Annotated in this window: 13 protein-coding genes; 6 read left to right on the forward strand and 7 right to left on the reverse strand. The window is 58.1% G+C overall.

The features are described 5' to 3' along the window. Positions 1–84: 84 nt before the first annotated feature. The gene (locus LDB26_RS13570) at positions 85–1,224 is read left to right on the forward strand and encodes an LLM class flavin-dependent oxidoreductase (protein ID WP_062067695.1); all 1,140 of its coding nucleotides are present in this window, start codon (positions 85–87) and stop codon (positions 1,222–1,224) included. Between the two features lie 82 nt (positions 1,225–1,306). Here the strand turns inward: LDB26_RS13570 and LDB26_RS13575 are convergent, their stop codons facing one another. From LDB26_RS13575 to LDB26_RS13590, 4 genes are read right to left on the reverse strand one after another with little or no spacing between them, the layout of a single operon-like run. Further along, the gene (locus LDB26_RS13575) at positions 1,307–1,900 is read right to left on the reverse strand and encodes a TetR/AcrR family transcriptional regulator (RefSeq protein WP_062067698.1); all 594 of its coding nucleotides are present in this window, start codon (positions 1,898–1,900) and stop codon (positions 1,307–1,309) included. 53 nt (positions 1,901–1,953) lie between these two features. Next, positions 1,954–2,889 (reverse strand): SMP-30/gluconolactonase/LRE family protein, encoded by a 936-nt coding sequence (locus tag LDB26_RS13580; protein WP_062067701.1) that lies wholly within the window; start codon positions 2,887–2,889, stop codon positions 1,954–1,956. Positions 2,890–2,914: 25 nt separating this feature from the next. Beyond that, positions 2,915–3,757, reverse strand: a complete 843-nt coding sequence (locus LDB26_RS13585) for a crotonase/enoyl-CoA hydratase family protein (RefSeq protein ID WP_257538790.1) — start codon at positions 3,755–3,757, stop codon at positions 2,915–2,917. Positions 3,758–3,816: 59 nt separating this feature from the next. Further along, positions 3,817–4,926: an LLM class flavin-dependent oxidoreductase gene (locus LDB26_RS13590; RefSeq protein ID WP_062067707.1), complete on the reverse strand. Its 1,110-nt coding sequence runs from the start codon at positions 4,924–4,926 to the stop codon at positions 3,817–3,819. Between the two features lie 292 nt (positions 4,927–5,218). On the opposite strand from LDB26_RS13590, the gene LDB26_RS13595 reads away from it, so the two are divergent. Both LDB26_RS13595 and ribB read left to right on the forward strand, forming a co-directional pair. Then, positions 5,219–6,904: a class I adenylate-forming enzyme family protein gene (locus LDB26_RS13595; RefSeq protein WP_082635262.1), complete on the forward strand. Its 1,686-nt coding sequence runs from the start codon at positions 5,219–5,221 to the stop codon at positions 6,902–6,904. Between the two features lie 35 nt (positions 6,905–6,939). Then, complete coding sequence (gene ribB, locus LDB26_RS13600) at positions 6,940–8,076, forward strand: 3,4-dihydroxy-2-butanone-4-phosphate synthase (RefSeq protein ID WP_062069008.1); 1,137 nt, start codon at positions 6,940–6,942, stop codon at positions 8,074–8,076. Between the two features lie 44 nt (positions 8,077–8,120). Here ribB and LDB26_RS13605 read toward each other — a convergent pair whose 3' ends face one another. Genes LDB26_RS13605 through LDB26_RS13615 form a run of 3 tightly spaced genes read right to left on the reverse strand, consistent with a single transcriptional unit; the run spans position 8,121 to position 10,970 of the window. Further along, positions 8,121–8,612, reverse strand: coding sequence for a flavin reductase family protein (locus LDB26_RS13605; RefSeq protein WP_062067713.1), 492 nt, complete (start codon positions 8,610–8,612; stop codon positions 8,121–8,123). A 7-nt stretch (positions 8,613–8,619) separates the two neighbouring features. Further along, positions 8,620–9,873 (reverse strand): cytochrome P450, encoded by a 1,254-nt coding sequence (locus tag LDB26_RS13610; RefSeq protein WP_257538791.1) that lies wholly within the window; start codon positions 9,871–9,873, stop codon positions 8,620–8,622. A 14-nt stretch (positions 9,874–9,887) separates the two neighbouring features. Then, a complete protein-coding gene (locus LDB26_RS13615) occupies positions 9,888–10,970 on the reverse strand; it encodes a zinc-binding dehydrogenase (protein WP_062067719.1) in 1,083 nt (360 codons plus the stop codon). A gap of 335 nt (positions 10,971–11,305) precedes the next feature. Between LDB26_RS13615 and LDB26_RS13620 the strand changes: the two genes are divergently transcribed. From LDB26_RS13620 to LDB26_RS13630, 3 genes are all read left to right on the forward strand, one after another. Continuing rightward, positions 11,306–12,052 carry an SDR family NAD(P)-dependent oxidoreductase gene (locus tag LDB26_RS13620; protein WP_062067722.1) on the forward strand — a complete coding sequence of 249 codons (747 nt, stop codon included), beginning with the start codon at positions 11,306–11,308 and terminating at the stop codon, positions 12,050–12,052. A gap of 21 nt (positions 12,053–12,073) precedes the next feature. Then, positions 12,074–12,844 carry an enoyl-CoA hydratase-related protein gene (locus LDB26_RS13625; RefSeq protein ID WP_062067725.1) on the forward strand — a complete coding sequence of 257 codons (771 nt, stop codon included), beginning with the start codon at positions 12,074–12,076 and terminating at the stop codon, positions 12,842–12,844. Between the two features lie 570 nt (positions 12,845–13,414). Continuing rightward, positions 13,415–15,790, forward strand: a complete 2,376-nt coding sequence (locus LDB26_RS13630) for a TonB-dependent receptor (RefSeq protein ID WP_257538792.1) — start codon at positions 13,415–13,417, stop codon at positions 15,788–15,790. The last annotated feature ends 11 nt before the right edge of the window (positions 15,791–15,801 follow it).

Here is a 15,801-nt window from a genome sequence, read left to right on the forward strand (position 1 = left end):
TTCCCTAATCGTCGTTAGCCGATCTCTGGTCTGAACGCCGCATCAAGACGGCAGCCACGCTTGCATTGATAAAGGAGAGAATTCATGGCGATGGAAACCGGCCTCATCTTCCACCCCTATATGCGACCGGGGCGCACGGCCCGGCAAACATTCGAATGGGGTGTGCAAAATTCAATAGCCTGCGACAAGGCGGGCTTCACCTCGATGATGATCTCCGAACATGCATCGCAGATTTGGGAGAATATCCCCAATCCCGAACTGATCATGGCGGCCGCTGCTCTGCAAACCACTCAGATCCGTTTCGCCCCGATGGCGCATATCCTGCCGCACCAGCATCCCACAAAGCTGGCGATCATGGTCGGCTGGTTGTCGCAAATTCTGGAGGGACGTTATTTCCTGGGGATCGGCGCGGGCGCTTATCCTCAAGCGTCCTACATGCATGGCATCAGAGACGCTGAACCGCAGATGTTAAATGAGATGGTTCGCGAATCCTTCATGATCATGGAAAAGATCTGGAAGCGCGAACCCTTCTTCCATGAAGGCAAGTTCTGGAATGCCGGCTTCCCCGAGGAAGCCCCCGCCGAAACGGAAGAAGATGAGCAGCACATGCTCGCCGATTTCTCGCCTTGGAACGGCGCTTTCCCGGAGATCGCGGTCACCGGCTTCAGTAGCAATTCCCCGTCGATGAAGCTGGCGGGCGAGCGCAATTTCAAGCCGGTATCGATCTTCTCCGGCCTCGATGCGCTCAAACGCCATTGGGAAATCTATTCCGAAGCCAACATCAAGGCAGGCTTTACGCCCGACCGCCAGCGCCATGCCGTGTCGCAAACGGTGTTTTGCGCCGACACCGATGCGGAAGCCAAGCGCTTGGTGATGGATGGCCCGATCGGCTATTGCTTCAATCGCTACCTGATCCCGATCTGGCAGCGGTTCGGCATGATGGATGGCTTCGCCAAGGATGGTGGCGTCGATCCGGCCGATGTGGATCTGGAATTTCTCGTCAACAATGTCTTTGTCGTCGGTTCGCCCGATACCGTCGTCGACAAGCTCAACACCCTGTTTGAAGCATGTGGCGGCTGGGGAACACTACAGGTGGAATCGCATGATTATTATGACGATCCTTCGCCCTGGTGGAACTCGCTGGAACTGATCGCCAAGGAAGTGGCGCCACGGGTCAAGCTGCCTGGCGCGCGGGAAGCCGTAAGCAAGGCTGCCGTCGCCTGATTTCGGGAGGCGCTGGAGAATGAGAATGGCGGAAGATCATCGATCTCCCGCCATTCTCCTTTCCCAAAATGCCGAGGGAATGTCAGGGACGCTCCGTCGCGAAACCATATAACAGCAAGTCTGCCGCCTGCTCCGATATCTGGGCCGGTCCCAACTTGCCGGGACGATACCAGGATGAGCAGGAATCGAGCATCGCGATCAGAAATTTGCGGACGACCGTGGCATCCAGGGCTTTGCTGGCGCTGCCATCCTTCTGAGCTGCCACGATGAGATCGCGCCAATAATTGTCAAAGCTGGAGTAGGCTGCCAGCACGCGCTTACGCATTTCATCAGGCAGATCATCGAATACACGTGCAACCGCCGATGAATAATCGTCGCCAGCCAGCAGGAAGTCGACATGGGCGACGATCGCCGCGCGTAGACGCACCAAGGGGGAAGCCCCAGACCCCAGCCCTTCGACCCGCGCCATGATGTGCCGGTTGTTGTGATAGATGCCCTCCATCATCACTTCCTCAACCAGATGATCCTTGGATGGAAAATGATGATAGATGCTCGGGGCAAGCATCCCCGCTCCCCTGGCAATATCACTTAACTTGGCGCCAGCCAGCCCCTTGTGCCGGAGTATCGCGGCTGCCGAATCCAAAATGCGGGTTCGGCCACTTTCTACTTGTACCATGAGTCCCCATAACCGGATTCTGGCTAAAAGACAGCCCTTGGTCGATACAATCCCTATCCGGCGAAAGGCGTATTAGGCACGCCGGCAGCAGGCGGATCGAGAATTTCGAACAAACCGCCGGCAAGAGGTTGCCGCGCGAACACGTCGGGTGTGAAGCCTTGTGAGCCAGTGATGAGGAATAGACGGGAATAGTCCGTTCCGCCAAAAGCCGGGCGCAGGCCGCGCCGCACTGGCAAGCGGCGCTCCTCCAGCAGCGCGCCATCCGGCGCAAACCGCCGCAGCATCCAGCTTTCATAGAAAGCCATCCATATGCATCCTTCCACATCGACGGCCATGCCGTCGGGGTAACCGTCTTCCGGTTTGAAGGTCAGAAAATCGCGCCGATTGGAGAGGGTGCCGTCGTCCGCGAGATCATAGGCCCAACTGACCAGCGGCATGGAATCATTCACATAAGCCGTCTTGCCGTCAGGGCTGAAAGCGGGACCGTTAGCGGTGACGATATTGCGTTCCTGGGTGCTGACGGTCCCGTTCGCGTCCAGACGGTAAAGCTCGCCCGTATTGCGGACATCGAGATTGCCGAGTGTGCTTTCCTTGTCTTCCGCCGTTGTGCTCTCATCCCACTGACTGGAATCGCATGATCCCGACCAATAGCGCCCTTTCCGGTCCGTCACGCCATCGTTCAATCGCGCGATCTTCGGGTCGGGGATCGGCTGAATGAACGGATTATAGATTTGCCGTTTGGGATCGACATGGGCGAAACCATCGGCGCAGGAGGCCACGAAACCTCCGCTGGCGCGCGGTGCAATGGCGCTAATCCAGACCGGCGTTTTCCAAGTTCCTTTTTCCCCGCTGGCCAGATGATACCAATGGATGCTGGGCGCCTCGATATCCACCCAATAGATGCAGCCATCGCGGTCGTCCCAGATGGTGCTTTCCCCCAGGATCGCCTTTGCATTCCAAAGGCAACGCCAGCCTTCACCTGCCATCATATCCTCATCCTCATTTTCAGCTGGTTCAAAGCTTCACCACCGGATCGCCGAAAGGTTCGTCGCGTTGGCGCACCGCTTCCTTGAGTCCTTCGGTTCGAACCGTTTCGTTGAAGCGGATCCGGCTCGCGGCCAGATGCCCGCGGGCATCCATTTCCGCCGCCATGCGCTGCAAGGTGCGGGCGCCCATCATCTCAAGGCCGATATTGACGATCCGCTTGTTGGCACTGAGCAGATCGGCATCGATCATCGCCAGCCGCGCCGCAAGGGCGGCTACCTCCGCGTCCAGTTGATCGGCGGGCACCGCCTTCAGCGCCAGTCCGATCCGCGCCGCATCGTCACCACGGATCGAATCCCCTGTGAGGAGCAGGCGCTTTGCCCATTGCGGGCCGACCAGATACAGCCACATATGGCTGGGCAGCGATCCTTGCGACCGGGCTGGGGGAAAGCCGAACAGCGCATCTTCCGCGCAGATCACCATGTCGCATAGCAGCGCCAGATCAGTTCCTCCCGCAAGGCAGCGGCCATGGACCTGTGCGATGACCGGCTTGTGCATATCGAACAACGCCATGCGGAGCCGCTGCGCTCGTTCTTGATGCCAGCTATCGTCGTCAAACTTCGCTCGACCTCTGCGATGATCAACCTGCCCTGGAATAGGCTGATCATATTTCTGGAGGTCATAGCCCGAGCAGAAATCCGGCCCGGCAGCTTTAAGAACAACCGCATGGACATGATTGTCTTCATCGGCCTCCCACAGCAACGCGTTGAGTTGCTCCTGCAAGGGTTCACTCAGCGCATTGCGCTTTTCCGGGCGATTGAGCGTGATCCAGGCAGTGCCATCCCGCACCTCGTAGAGAAGCAATTCCGCCATGCTCATTCCTCATCCTTCCTGCGCGCCGGTCTATCGCAGCGTTCCGCCTAATGATCTGCTCAGGCGACCGGCTGCAATCCCGAAGGGGCCGTCGGCGGGGTCGAAACATCGATATCCTTGAGATGCGGCAAAACCTTGCGGGCGAACAGCTCGTAATTCTCCCGCCCGACTTCGAACGGCATGTCGCCAAACTGGGTGTAGATGATGAAACTGCCGACGCCGAAACGTTCGACCATGGACTTAAGCTTTTCCACAACTTCTTCCGGGCGGCCCCAGATTTGGAGATCGGCCAGGAAGTTATTGAATTTTTCGATACCGTGCTTCTCGACGCTGTTCGCAAGCGCGCCATAATATTCATAGCCTTCGATCGATGCGAATTCCTTGTTCCCGAACTGATAGAAGGATGAGGTCGATCGCGCATATTCGAGAAGATATTTGTCGCGCATCTCCTGTGCCTTGGCCGCATCTTCGTTGACCGCCACGAATGCGACGACGACCGGCTTGGGCGCTGGACGGCCCTGCATCGCGAAGAAGCGTTCGCGATAACTCGCAATATCTTCCTCGACCCTGTCCCAGGGCTTTTGCGCGATGATCATCAAGCCGACGTCAAGATTGGCCATCAGCTTCACCGATTCCGGGGATACGGCAGAGGCGAACACGCGTCCACGGTAGCTAGCATAGGGGCGAGGGCGCAGTTCCACACGCGGCTGCTTCAGATAATCGCCGTCATATTCCATGACGCCGGTTTCAAGGGCATCCAGCAACGCTTCCGCATATTCGCGAAAGCGCTTTCGGGCCTCGCCCATGGGCACACCGAAACCGTCGAACTCTTCCTTTCCCAGACCCCGACCAATGCCCAGAATCGCACGGCCTTCCGAAAGCTGATCGAGCAGCAGGAAGCTTTCAGCGATCCGGACGGGATTTTGCCAGGGCAGCACCGTTACCGTCGTGCCCAGCTTGATGCTTTTCGTCTGTCCGGCAACCCATGACAGGAACTGGGGAACATTGGGCGTCATCATATAGCCGGTGAAGTGATGCTCGGGCGTCCAGACGGAATCGAACCCCTGGCCCTCCGCGCGGGCCGCGAGCGACAGCTCGTGGCGAAACACTTCGATATCGCTGACGCTGTCCTTCAAATTCTGGAACGTCAGCCCCAAGCCCACTTCCATATATACCTCCAAATCCGCTTCTTGAAAATTAGACTAATTGAAATTAGGTTGCTTTGGCAACCCTCTCTCATATTTTTATCTTTTCCATCGAGCTCTGGAAGCCGTCCCGGAAAGCGGAAGATCGTCAATATTTACAATATTATCCTTTTTTTATAATATATTATTTAAATATGAATTTTGCATGGACTGAGTAACTCGCGCGGCAAGCATGGAGGACAATATTCGAACCGTCTTGACGAAAATCAAGGAAGCGCTCAGTTTAATGTCAATTAGGTATAGGAGACACATAGCGGTGAGTGAGTCCGTTGCAGCGCGCCGGCAGGCCATGGCTGATCGACACCCTGCCTGGCAGGAAATGACCCTTGATGCCTATCTGACGCGATCGCTGGATCATTTCGCCGATCGGCCGCTTGTCATCACGGACGCCGAAACGCTCGATTATGCGACCGTCGACGCGCAATCACGGCGCATTGCCGCGGGTCTGTGCGCGATGGGCATACAACAGGGGGAACGCGTCGGCCTGCTCATGGCCAACTATCCGATTACGGTCCCCCTCCTCTTCGCGATCTGGCGAGCGGGCGCTGTCGCTGTCGCGATCAACACGCTCTATGGCCCCAAAGAGCTGGAATATGTTGTGCGTGAGGCGGGATGTAACCTGATTGTCAGCATGGCGGGCTTCGGGTCGCGCAGATACGACCTCGAACTCGACGCCCAGATACCCGGATGGCGAACCGGCCGCTGCCTCGCCTTGCCAGAATTACGCGGCGGGCTTGTATATGACGCGAACCTTCCCGAGGATTTCCTCGCAGCCTTGCCGGCTGGCGAACCGCCCTTGCGGATGGCGGCGGCCCATGATCCCGCGGTTATCATGTTCACGTCCGGTACGACGGGCGCGCCAAAAGGGGTGATGCAAACCCATGACAATCTGCTTCGCGCTGCCTATGCCGGGGCCTATCATCAGGCTTTTGATGAAGGCCGCCGCGCCGTATTCTCGCTTCCGCTCTATCATGGGTTCGGGCTGGTCGTGGGCCTGCTCTCCGGCATGATCGTCGGTGGCGCGATCATTCCATTGCTGCGGTTCAACGCTGACGCTCTGCTGACGGCTACGGAGCGCCATCGCGCCACCTATCTGATGGGTGTCCCGACCATGACCATCGCCATGATGGAGCAGGCGAAGATTAAAAGCTACGACCTCTCGTCCCTGACAGCCGTGCATAGTGCAGCCGCGCCTACGCCCAGTTGGGTATGGCGGGATATTCAGAAGACATTCGGGTGTGAGGAGATCTTCACCAGCTATGGCCAGACCGAGGCGACGGCCACCATCGTCTGCACGCAACCGGGCGACCCGATCGATGTCGTTGCCGAGACGCAGGGCTGCATTGTCCAGGCGGGCGTCGCGGGCATCCCGGAACAGGATGGTCGGATTTGCGAATTCAAGACGATCGACCCGGTCACCGGCGCCGATCTGCCATCTGGCGCCGCTGGCGAGCTTTGCACCCGGGGACCGATGAACAGTCTGGGCTATTTCCGCCGTCCCGACGAAACCGCGAAGATTTTCCTTCCAGGCGGATGGCTAAGGACGGGCGATCTCGGGCAGTTTCGCCCCGATGGCAATCTGTTCCTTACGGGCCGCTCCAAGGAACTCTATAAAAGCCGGGGCGAGTTGGTTTCGCCAAAAGAACTGGAGCAGCTTGTCACCACCCATTCTGCAATCGCACAGGCTTTTTTTATCGGCATGCCCGACGATCGATGGGGGGAATGCGGCTGTGCATGGGTCGTGCTGGCCGAAGGATCGGATCTTTCGGCGGAAGATATGCTGGCATGGCTTGCGCCGCAGGTGGCCGGATACAAGCTGCCCCGCGACATCTGGTTTATAGCCGAAACCGAATTGCCCAAGACCGGCACGGGCAAGGTTCAGAAAAATATTCTGAAGGAAATGGCATTGGCCCGCTTGGCCGCGTTGCAGGGCGCGCGCTGACATTGCGGCCGGATTGACAATGGAAAGACATGAACATGGGCAGCGAAGGCATCTCCTCCATAGAGGACATCATCCAGGACGCGATCGACGGCATCCCCTATATATTGGTTGATGCGGATGACCGTGAAAATGAAGGCGATGTCATCATTCCGGCGCAGTTCGCCACACCGCGTCAGATAAACTTCATGGCCAAACATGCGCGCGGGCTGATTTGCCTCGCGATGACGCAGGCGCGGGCGGAACAGTTGAAGCTCCCGCCGATGACGGTCAACAACCAATCCGGCCATGGCACCGCCTTCACGGTTTCGATCGAAGCGCGCGAAGGGGTCACGACCGGCATTTCCGCGCAGGATCGCGCCCACACGATCGCGGTCGCCGTAGACCCGACAAAAACCGCCACGGACATCGTGTCGCCGGGTCATGTGTTCCCCTTGACGGCGCGGGATGGCGGCGTGCTGGTGCGCGCGGGCCATACGGAAGCGGCGGTGGACATTTCCCGGCTCGCTGGCCTGACGCCCGCCGGGGTCATCTGCGAAGTGATGAATGATGACGGGACGATGGCCAGGCTGCCCGAACTGCTCGTTTTTGCGAAGGAGCATGGATTGAAGGTGGGGACGATAGCCGACCTCATCGCCTATCGCCGCCGGTCGGAGAAGCTGATCGAGAGGGTCGCGAGCGCGCCCTTCCACAGCTTCTATGGCGGCGACCTCACCATTCATGTCTACCGTAATCTGGTGGACGGCGGCGAGCATGTCGCACTGGTCAAGGGCGAGGTGCGCCCGGATCGCGAAACACTGGTCCGCGTGCATCAGGTTGATCTGACCGCCGACATGCTGGGCTGGTCGCAGGCCCATCCCGAATATGTTCCCCAGGCGCTTCAGGCGATCGCCGCACATGACGGTCAGGCCGTCGCCGTGTTCGTGCGAGATCCAAGCCCGGATTCCATTTCAAAGCGGATACTGGGCGGCCGTAAAACCTATCACGACACCAACGCGACGCGGGACTACGGCATCGGAGCGCAAATCCTGCTCGATCTCGGCGTCCGCAAGATGACCTTGCTGACGTCCAGCAAGGCGAAACTGGCCGCGCTGGAAGGTTTCGGCCTGGCAGTTGTCAATCGCATGCCTCTGCGGGATACGCAGGCTGCGGCGGGAACACCTTCGGCTGCATGAAAAAGGACGGCACCAATCGCCGTCCTACCCGCCCGTTAATGGTTTCAGAGCATAGAGGCGACCTTCCCATAGCTGCCCTTGTGAAAGAGCAGAGGCGCGCCCGGATGATGGATGTCGAGGCCATGGACCTCTCCGATGGCGATATAATGATCCCCCGCTTCATGGACCGCATGCAACGAACAGTCGATCCATGCCAGCGCTCCATCCAGAACGGGCGCGCCGCGGGAGGAAAGATGATGCGGCACGCTGTCGAATTTGGCGGGGTCCTTGGAGGCGAGCGTCCTGCACAGCGATTCCTGATCATCCGCCAGCACATTGACGCAGAAGCCGCCGCACGCCTCGATCTTCGGCCAGCTCGATGACGCCTTGTCCGGAAAGAAGGCGACCAGCGGGGGAGCCAGCGAAACCGATGTGAAGGAACCGACGATCATGGCGGCAGCTGTTCCGTCAGCCTGCATGGCTGTTATGGCGCATACACCTGTTGGATAATGACCCAGTATCCGTCGGAAGGTCTCAGGGTCCGCCTCTACCGTCATGATGTCGTCAGACCTCCCAGACCAAGGGGACATTTTCCACGGCCGCAACAATGCCGGCATGGTAGATGGGCGAAGCGCCCTCTGCCAGGGTGAAGCGCGGGATGCGGGCCAGCCATTCCTGCAAGGTGACGAGCACCTCCATCCGGGCCAGATGCATTCCAGCGCAGCGATGCGGCCCCTGCGCGAAAGTCGAATGAGCGACATTGCGACGCGACAGATCGACCGTCATGGCGTCTTCATGCTGCGTATCGTCCAGACCATGGAGAACCGTCGGTAGCAGGACCAGATCCCCGGCCTTGAGCTTGGTGCCCTGAAATTCCATGTCTCTGGCGACATAGCGGGCGTCCGATACAACACCGAAGCGGCGGAACATCTCCTCGACGCCGCGCTGGAGCTTCATAGGGTCGGAACGCAATTCCTCGACCGTCTCGGGATGCCGCGCGAGATAGATCATCATGAAGCTGAGGAAATTGACGACAGTGTCCAGCCCGCCCAGCAGCAACAGGGAGACGAGGCCCAGCGCCTTGTCCTGCGCCATGGGCTGACCGTTGATCTCACTGTTCACCATCTGGGTGATGAGATCGGCTCCGGCGCTACCGCGCCGCGCCTCGATAATTGGAGCGACATAGGCGAAAAAGCCTTTGTTGGCGGCTTCCAGCGATTTGCCCTGTTCTTCAGGCGTGTTGCCAGACGGCCGGGTCATCTCGTTCGCAAGCAGGTTGAGTTTGGAGGCATCTTCCATGGGAAGACCGGCAAGCGCCAGGAACACTTTCACGGGGAAGACGCCCGCAAAATCCTTGGCGAAATCGCAATGTCCCTTCTCGGCGAAACCTTCGATCAGTTCGACCGCCACGGCACGGATATCGCTTTCCACCTTGCGAATCTGGGCCAGGTTCAGCCCCTTGTCGATGGCCTTGCGATAGGGCGTATGTTCGGGCGGGTCCATCTTGGTCGGGACCATCTCATAAGCTTCACCAGCTTCGCGGGGCACCCAGATGACCCGGCTGGAGAAGCGATCCGGGCTGCGATAGATTTCATCGATCAGAGCGCCGCGCGTGGCGATCCAATGCCCGCCGGTGAACGGCGTCCAGATCAGCGGCGGCGTGTCGGGTTGCTGCACGCGCTTCCAGGCTTCGTGGAAGCCTTCCTCGATGCCATCCAGCGCATAAGCATCCACCTCGCGCACCAAAGCCGCCGGAACATGATCCGGAACAGGGACGCGATGTTTGGCAGATGGCGGAGACAAGCTATCCGTATTCATCCCAATGTCCTTGCTTAACTGATGGTAGGATCGATGACCGCCTTGGTCGCGACCCCGGTCTTCGTAACCTGAAGCGCCTCGGCGGCCTGGCTAATGCCGAAGCGGTGGCTGACAAGCTGCGCCAGCGGCACATCGCCCTGCACGCGCGCCGCGAACTGCATCGCCTGATAATAGTTTTTAGGCGCGGGAAAGGATGCGCCGCCCACGGTGAGATTCTTGAGTGTCAGATCACGCGGCGAAATCGGCTGGGTGCCGATCGCGCCCCACAATCCCAGGATGATGTAGCGGCTGTGTATGCCGCTGATATCCACGCCTTCCGGAAATGCGGACAGTGCCCCGGCGGCTTCTATGACGATATCCGGGCCTTGCCTGCCGATACGATCATAGATCATCCGCTTGCGTTCTTCCGGGGACAGGTCGAGTGAAACCGTGGCGGTTGCGCCCAGCTTGACCGCCGCTTCGAGACGGGCTGGCGCTCCATCGATGACGATGACTTCGCGTGCACCAGCCTGAGCGGCGACAAGCACGGCCGACAGCCCTACCGGCCCGGCCCCCTGGACAACCACCGAATCGCCGAACCGGACGGGACCGCAGCGGTCGAACCCGCGCAGCACGGTCGGCAGGGCGCAGCCCAGAGCCGCGATAGCTTCCGGCTTTGCATGATCGGGCAGGCGATAAAAAGGCATGTTGTTGGGCAGCCAGGCATAATCCGAATAGCTGCCCCAATTGGGTTTGGAGGCATCTTCGAAATACTGGCTGTTTTCGCATGGTGTTTGTTCGAGGATAGTGCAGGAATAGCAACGATGGCATAAGGCGATGGGCGACCAAATGACCAGATCGCCCGGCTTGACGGGAACGCCCGCATAATCCGTGCTGACGCCCGCCCCCAATTGGGTGATTTCGCCGACCCCCTCATGGCCCAGGATGATGGGGAATGGCATTTCTCCCGCTTCGCCTGTCAGGATATGCACGTCGCTGCCGCAAACGCCGCCCAAAATGGTACGAACGAGCGCCCCGCCCGGTTCCGGCGCGCGTACCTCCACATCCCATGTTTCGAGACGGTTTTTTTCGACGAGCACTGCGGCTTTACCGTGCATTGCCTATCCTCTCATGCTGGCTGCGTAAGCAGCTCCGTGTGATTATCTTATGCCATTTTTTACATCGGGCGCCGCTGACGCTTGCCCACCATTTATTTAATCTAACTGAAATTAGCCTTGTCTTGCAACCGCGAATTTGACCATCTTGCACGGCCATAGCACTGCCGCATCAGGCATATGTAACATAACATACTAATATTATAAGATATTATATTGTTATAGCAGTCCGTCATACCACGGTAAGCAGGCCATGGACAAGGCAGTGGTTGACTTTGCATCTGACTATCTATTGTATAACCACCATTAGGTTAAGAGCCGATTTGAAAGGAGAGCATATGGGACGCCTCAATGGAAAGGTCGCCATTATCACGGGCGCCGCCCGCGGCATGGGGGCTTCTCACGCCCGCATTTTCGCGCGCGAGGGGGCCAGGATGGTTCTCACCGATCTGAATGCCGAAGGTGGCGAGGCGCTTGCCAGGGAACTGGGTGAAGCGGCGATATTTGTGGAACATGATGTGACCAAGCCCGATGCCTGGGATCATGTGGTCGCCAAAGCGCTGGATGCATTCGGAACCATCGACATCCTCATAAATAACGCTGGCATCCTGGGGCCTATGGCGCCGACCGTCGAACTAACCGAAGAAGGTTATGATCTGGTCTGCGCGATCAACCAACATTCGGTATTCTACGGCATGAAGGCCGTTCTTCCAACGATGGTCAAAGCTGCGAATGGCTCCATCGTGAACATCTCTTCCATTGCGGGCATGGCGGCGAATTACGGCTTTCCCAGCCTTGCCTATGTGGCCAGCAAATTCGCGGTTCGCGGCATGACCAAGGCCACCGCCATGGAATATGGAAAATATAATATTCGGGTCAATTCGGTCCATCCCGGCTTCATCCAAACCCCCATGATGGTGGAGGCAACCGACGAAGTCGGCGGTGAGGCTCTCGCCCAGATCCCATTGGGACGTATCGCCGATCCTGTCGAGGTGTCCAATCTGGTCCTGTTCCTTGCATCCGATGAATCATCCTACATCACCGGATCGGAGCATCTGGTCGACGCGGGCATGCTGGCCCATTGATTTCAGAGGCTTCCCGGCGCCATGGCATTGATCGAATATCGCCGCCGCGGCCATACGGCCGAAGTCAGGCTTAACAGGCCGTCGTCACTCAATGCCATCAATGACGAGATGGATCTCGCTCTTGCCGATGCCTGGGAACGGATCGATGGCGACCCTGATATCCGGGTCGCCATTCTGACCGGTGCTGGCGAAAAAGCATTTTGCGCGGGCGGTGACATGTCTGACCCGCCCACCGGGCACAATGGCCTCTCCTTCGGGGGAGGGATGACAGGCATAGGCGGACGCCTGAAACCTCTTCGAAAGCCGCTGATCTGCGGGGTGCATGGTTATGTCCTTGGACTGGGTTTCGAATTGGCCCTGTGCGCGGACATACTGATCGCGAGCGATGATGCCCATTTTTGCCTGCCGGAGGCGCATGTGGGCGTAATCGACCATTGCGGGGTGGTTCACCGTGCTATTCGGCAATTGCCCCATCATATCGCCCTGGCCATGATTATCGCCAGCGAACCGCTCGATGCCATCGCCGCGGCGCGTTATGGGCTGGTCAATCAATGTGTTGCGCGCGCGGATTTATCCCATGCCCTTTCGGAGTGGGAAAATAAGGTTCTTGCCTGTTCGCCATTGGTATCCCAGGCGGGAAAGCAGGCCGCCCTCGATGGACTGGAGCACAGCCTGCCTACGGCATTGACGCGAAGATATCCGCTTATCGAATCCTACGCGCAAACACGCGACAGGAACGAGGCCGTCCAGGCATGGGATGAGAAACGTGCGCCGCGCTGGGACGGTCGCTAATGGCTCATGTGAAATGATTGTAGCCTAACAATGATTTTATGTCTTGCCGTAGGATTACGCGCTCATCTGTGTCGTTAGCCGACGATGACGCGCATGACGCATCCGACGAAATGAAATTCGATCTAAAATTTTTACCATTTTATATCAATATTTTACCCATAAAATAATCTTCTTTTTAAAAGACACTCCCTCAGCATCGCCGACCTCCAGGGCATATTGATGGTTGGCTTGCAATTCCTCTTGCACTGAAACCTAATTATAGTTAGGCTTAAAAATAGAGACGTCCAAGGAATGGGCGCGCGATTCTGACAGGGTCGTAACAATGTCATGAGGCGTTGAGGAGGGAATGAATGAAAAAGCGCATTCATGCAGGCATGTCATATCCCGATATCAGCACGCGCATTCCGGACCTTCCCATAGTGGCCGGTGAGGCGCGAGGGTCCTCTGCCGGGAATCAATCACAACACAGGTGAGGAGTGGATAATGTCGAACGGCGAGTTTTTTCCAAACATTAGCGAGCAAGCGATCTCTAGGCCGATGTTCGGCCCCAAGTTCCGACTTGCGTTACGGATGTCATCTGCAACCGCAGCGATCGCTATGCCAGTCCTGCTCGCCGCGGGCGCTTTCGCGCAGACCGCACCGAGCACAGAACAGGCAAACACGGCCCCCCTTCAGGCCGTCGACAATGCGGACATCGTCGTGACCGCGCAAAGGCGCGAGGAGTCGCTGTCCAAGGTTCCGCTGTCTGTCGCGGCGCTCAGCGCGGATACGCTGCAAACGCGCGTCGTGACCAAGGAACAGGATCTTGCATCACTGGTGCCGGGCCTCGTGGTCAAGAACGGTCAGAACCAGAACCAGCTCAGCTTCACCATGCGCGGCCAGACGCTGGACCCCTTCTCAGGCGCCAGTCCCGCCGTTCTCACTTATCTCAACGAGGTGCCGTTTACCGGCGGCAATTCGGCCTCCGCCTTCTACGACTTCTCATCGGTTCAGGTTCTCAAGGGACCACAAGGCACGCTCTTCGGCCGCAATGCCACCGGGGGCGCCGTCCTGTATGCATCGACCAAGCCGGGTGAGGATTTTGGAGGATATGCGACAATCCGGGTCGGCGAGCGCGACCTGATCCAGGCGCAGGCCGCCATCGATATTCCCCTCGTTCCCGACAAGATTCTCATACGCATCGCGGGTGATCTGCAAAAACAGGACGGTTATGTCCGCAATATGCTGACCGGCAATACCATGGGCGATGTCGATACGAAATCCGGGCGCCTCACCGTCGTGCTGCGCCCAACAGAGGGAATTGAGAACACTACCGTATTTTCCTACAGCAAGTTCGGCGGCACGGAAGCCAACGGTCAGCTCTATTCCTACTATCCCTTCGGATCGACCAATACATCCACGCAAACGGGCATCACCTATGACCTGACGACGACGCTGGATACTTTATACGGCCTTGGGCTGTTCCCGGGCGTGGGCGACGGTCCTCCGGGACCGGGCACGTTCCCGGGCGGGGTTGCCGGCTATCTCGCCTGGCAGAAAGCGCATCCCTACCAGACCTATCTCAGCTATGATCTTCCCCATAAAGCGCACAGCTATTTCCTGTCGAATACGACCACGATCGACCTGAGCGACAGCCTGACCTTCAAGAATATCTTCGGCTATCAAAAGACCTTCGCCCGCACGCCGGGCATCCTCAGCGGCTCACCCTTTGCCTCGCTCGATCTCTATAACTCAACGGGTGCATTCAGCGGCCCTCCAGGTGGCGAAGTTTTCCGGAACAAGAGCATTTCGGAAGAAGCCCAGGTGCAAGGCACGACTGCGGATGGAAAGCTCGAATTCATCGTCGGCGGCTTTTATAACTATGCCACCAAGGAAGAGGCTATCCCCGTCATCGTCGGCGGCGAACTGGCGACGCCGGCGGGCGAAGTCCTCTATCATACCCGGGGCACGACCCGATCGCGCGCCGTCTATGGACAGGCAACCTATGATCTGTCCGATGCCGTCACCCAGGGGCTAAAAATCACCGCTGGGGCGCGCTATACTTGGGAAACGGTCGGCATGACGGCTTATGATGACCATGCCTTCGCAGTCGGCTTCACGCGCCAGAAGCGCACGCTCAAAGCGCCCAGCTGGAATGCCAGCCTTCAATGGCAGTTCAATCCACAGAACCAGATCTATTTCACCCAGCGCGGCAGCTTCCGTGCCGGTAACTTCAATGGCGCGGTCGTGCCCTATAACGATACCAATTTCTTCGGGAACGAATATACCCACGATTTCGAACTGGGTTATAAGTTCAACGGCATCGTCATGGGTCGGCGCACGCATTTCAATATCGCGGCCTATAAGCAGATTGTGAAGAAGGCCCAGCACTCGCTTTATGCGGTGGTCGCAGGCGCGCCATCAGCCTTCACCGTCAATGTGCCCCAGGCCACGGTCAAAGGCGTGGAGGTAGACGGTGACATCATGCCGACGGATTGGCTCAAGCTGGGCTTTTCGGGCGCTTATACCGACGCGAAATATACCAAGAACCTCGTCGATCTGTCGGTCCAGACCGGTACGCCCGGTTTCATCGTGCCGTTCGATTCCTACCCCGATGCGCCGAAATGGTCCGGATCGCTTTATTTCGACCTGACGCTACCGGTGCCATCGAATGTGGGCGACGTGCATTTCCGGATGGACAGCTATTCCCAGACCTATTCCTATTTTTCGAACAACGAATTCTCGATCACGCCCGGAACCCGGATCAAGGGTTACACGACGGTCGCGGCTCGGCTGAGCTGGAATGAAATCATGGGCAGCGACGTATCGCTGGGCGTTTATGCCAAGAACCTGTTCAAGGAAAAATATTATCAGGCCGGTTATGTCGAAGGAGCGGCAGGCGGTTTCAACACGGTCATCCCTGGCGAACCGCAGACGTTCGGCGCAGAACTTACGATGAAGTTCTGATCGATGATGCC

It is taken from the genome of Sphingobium sp. CFD-1, from assembly GCF_024611115.1.
In the GTDB taxonomy this organism is placed as follows: domain Bacteria; phylum Pseudomonadota; class Alphaproteobacteria; order Sphingomonadales; family Sphingomonadaceae; genus Sphingobium; species Sphingobium baderi_A.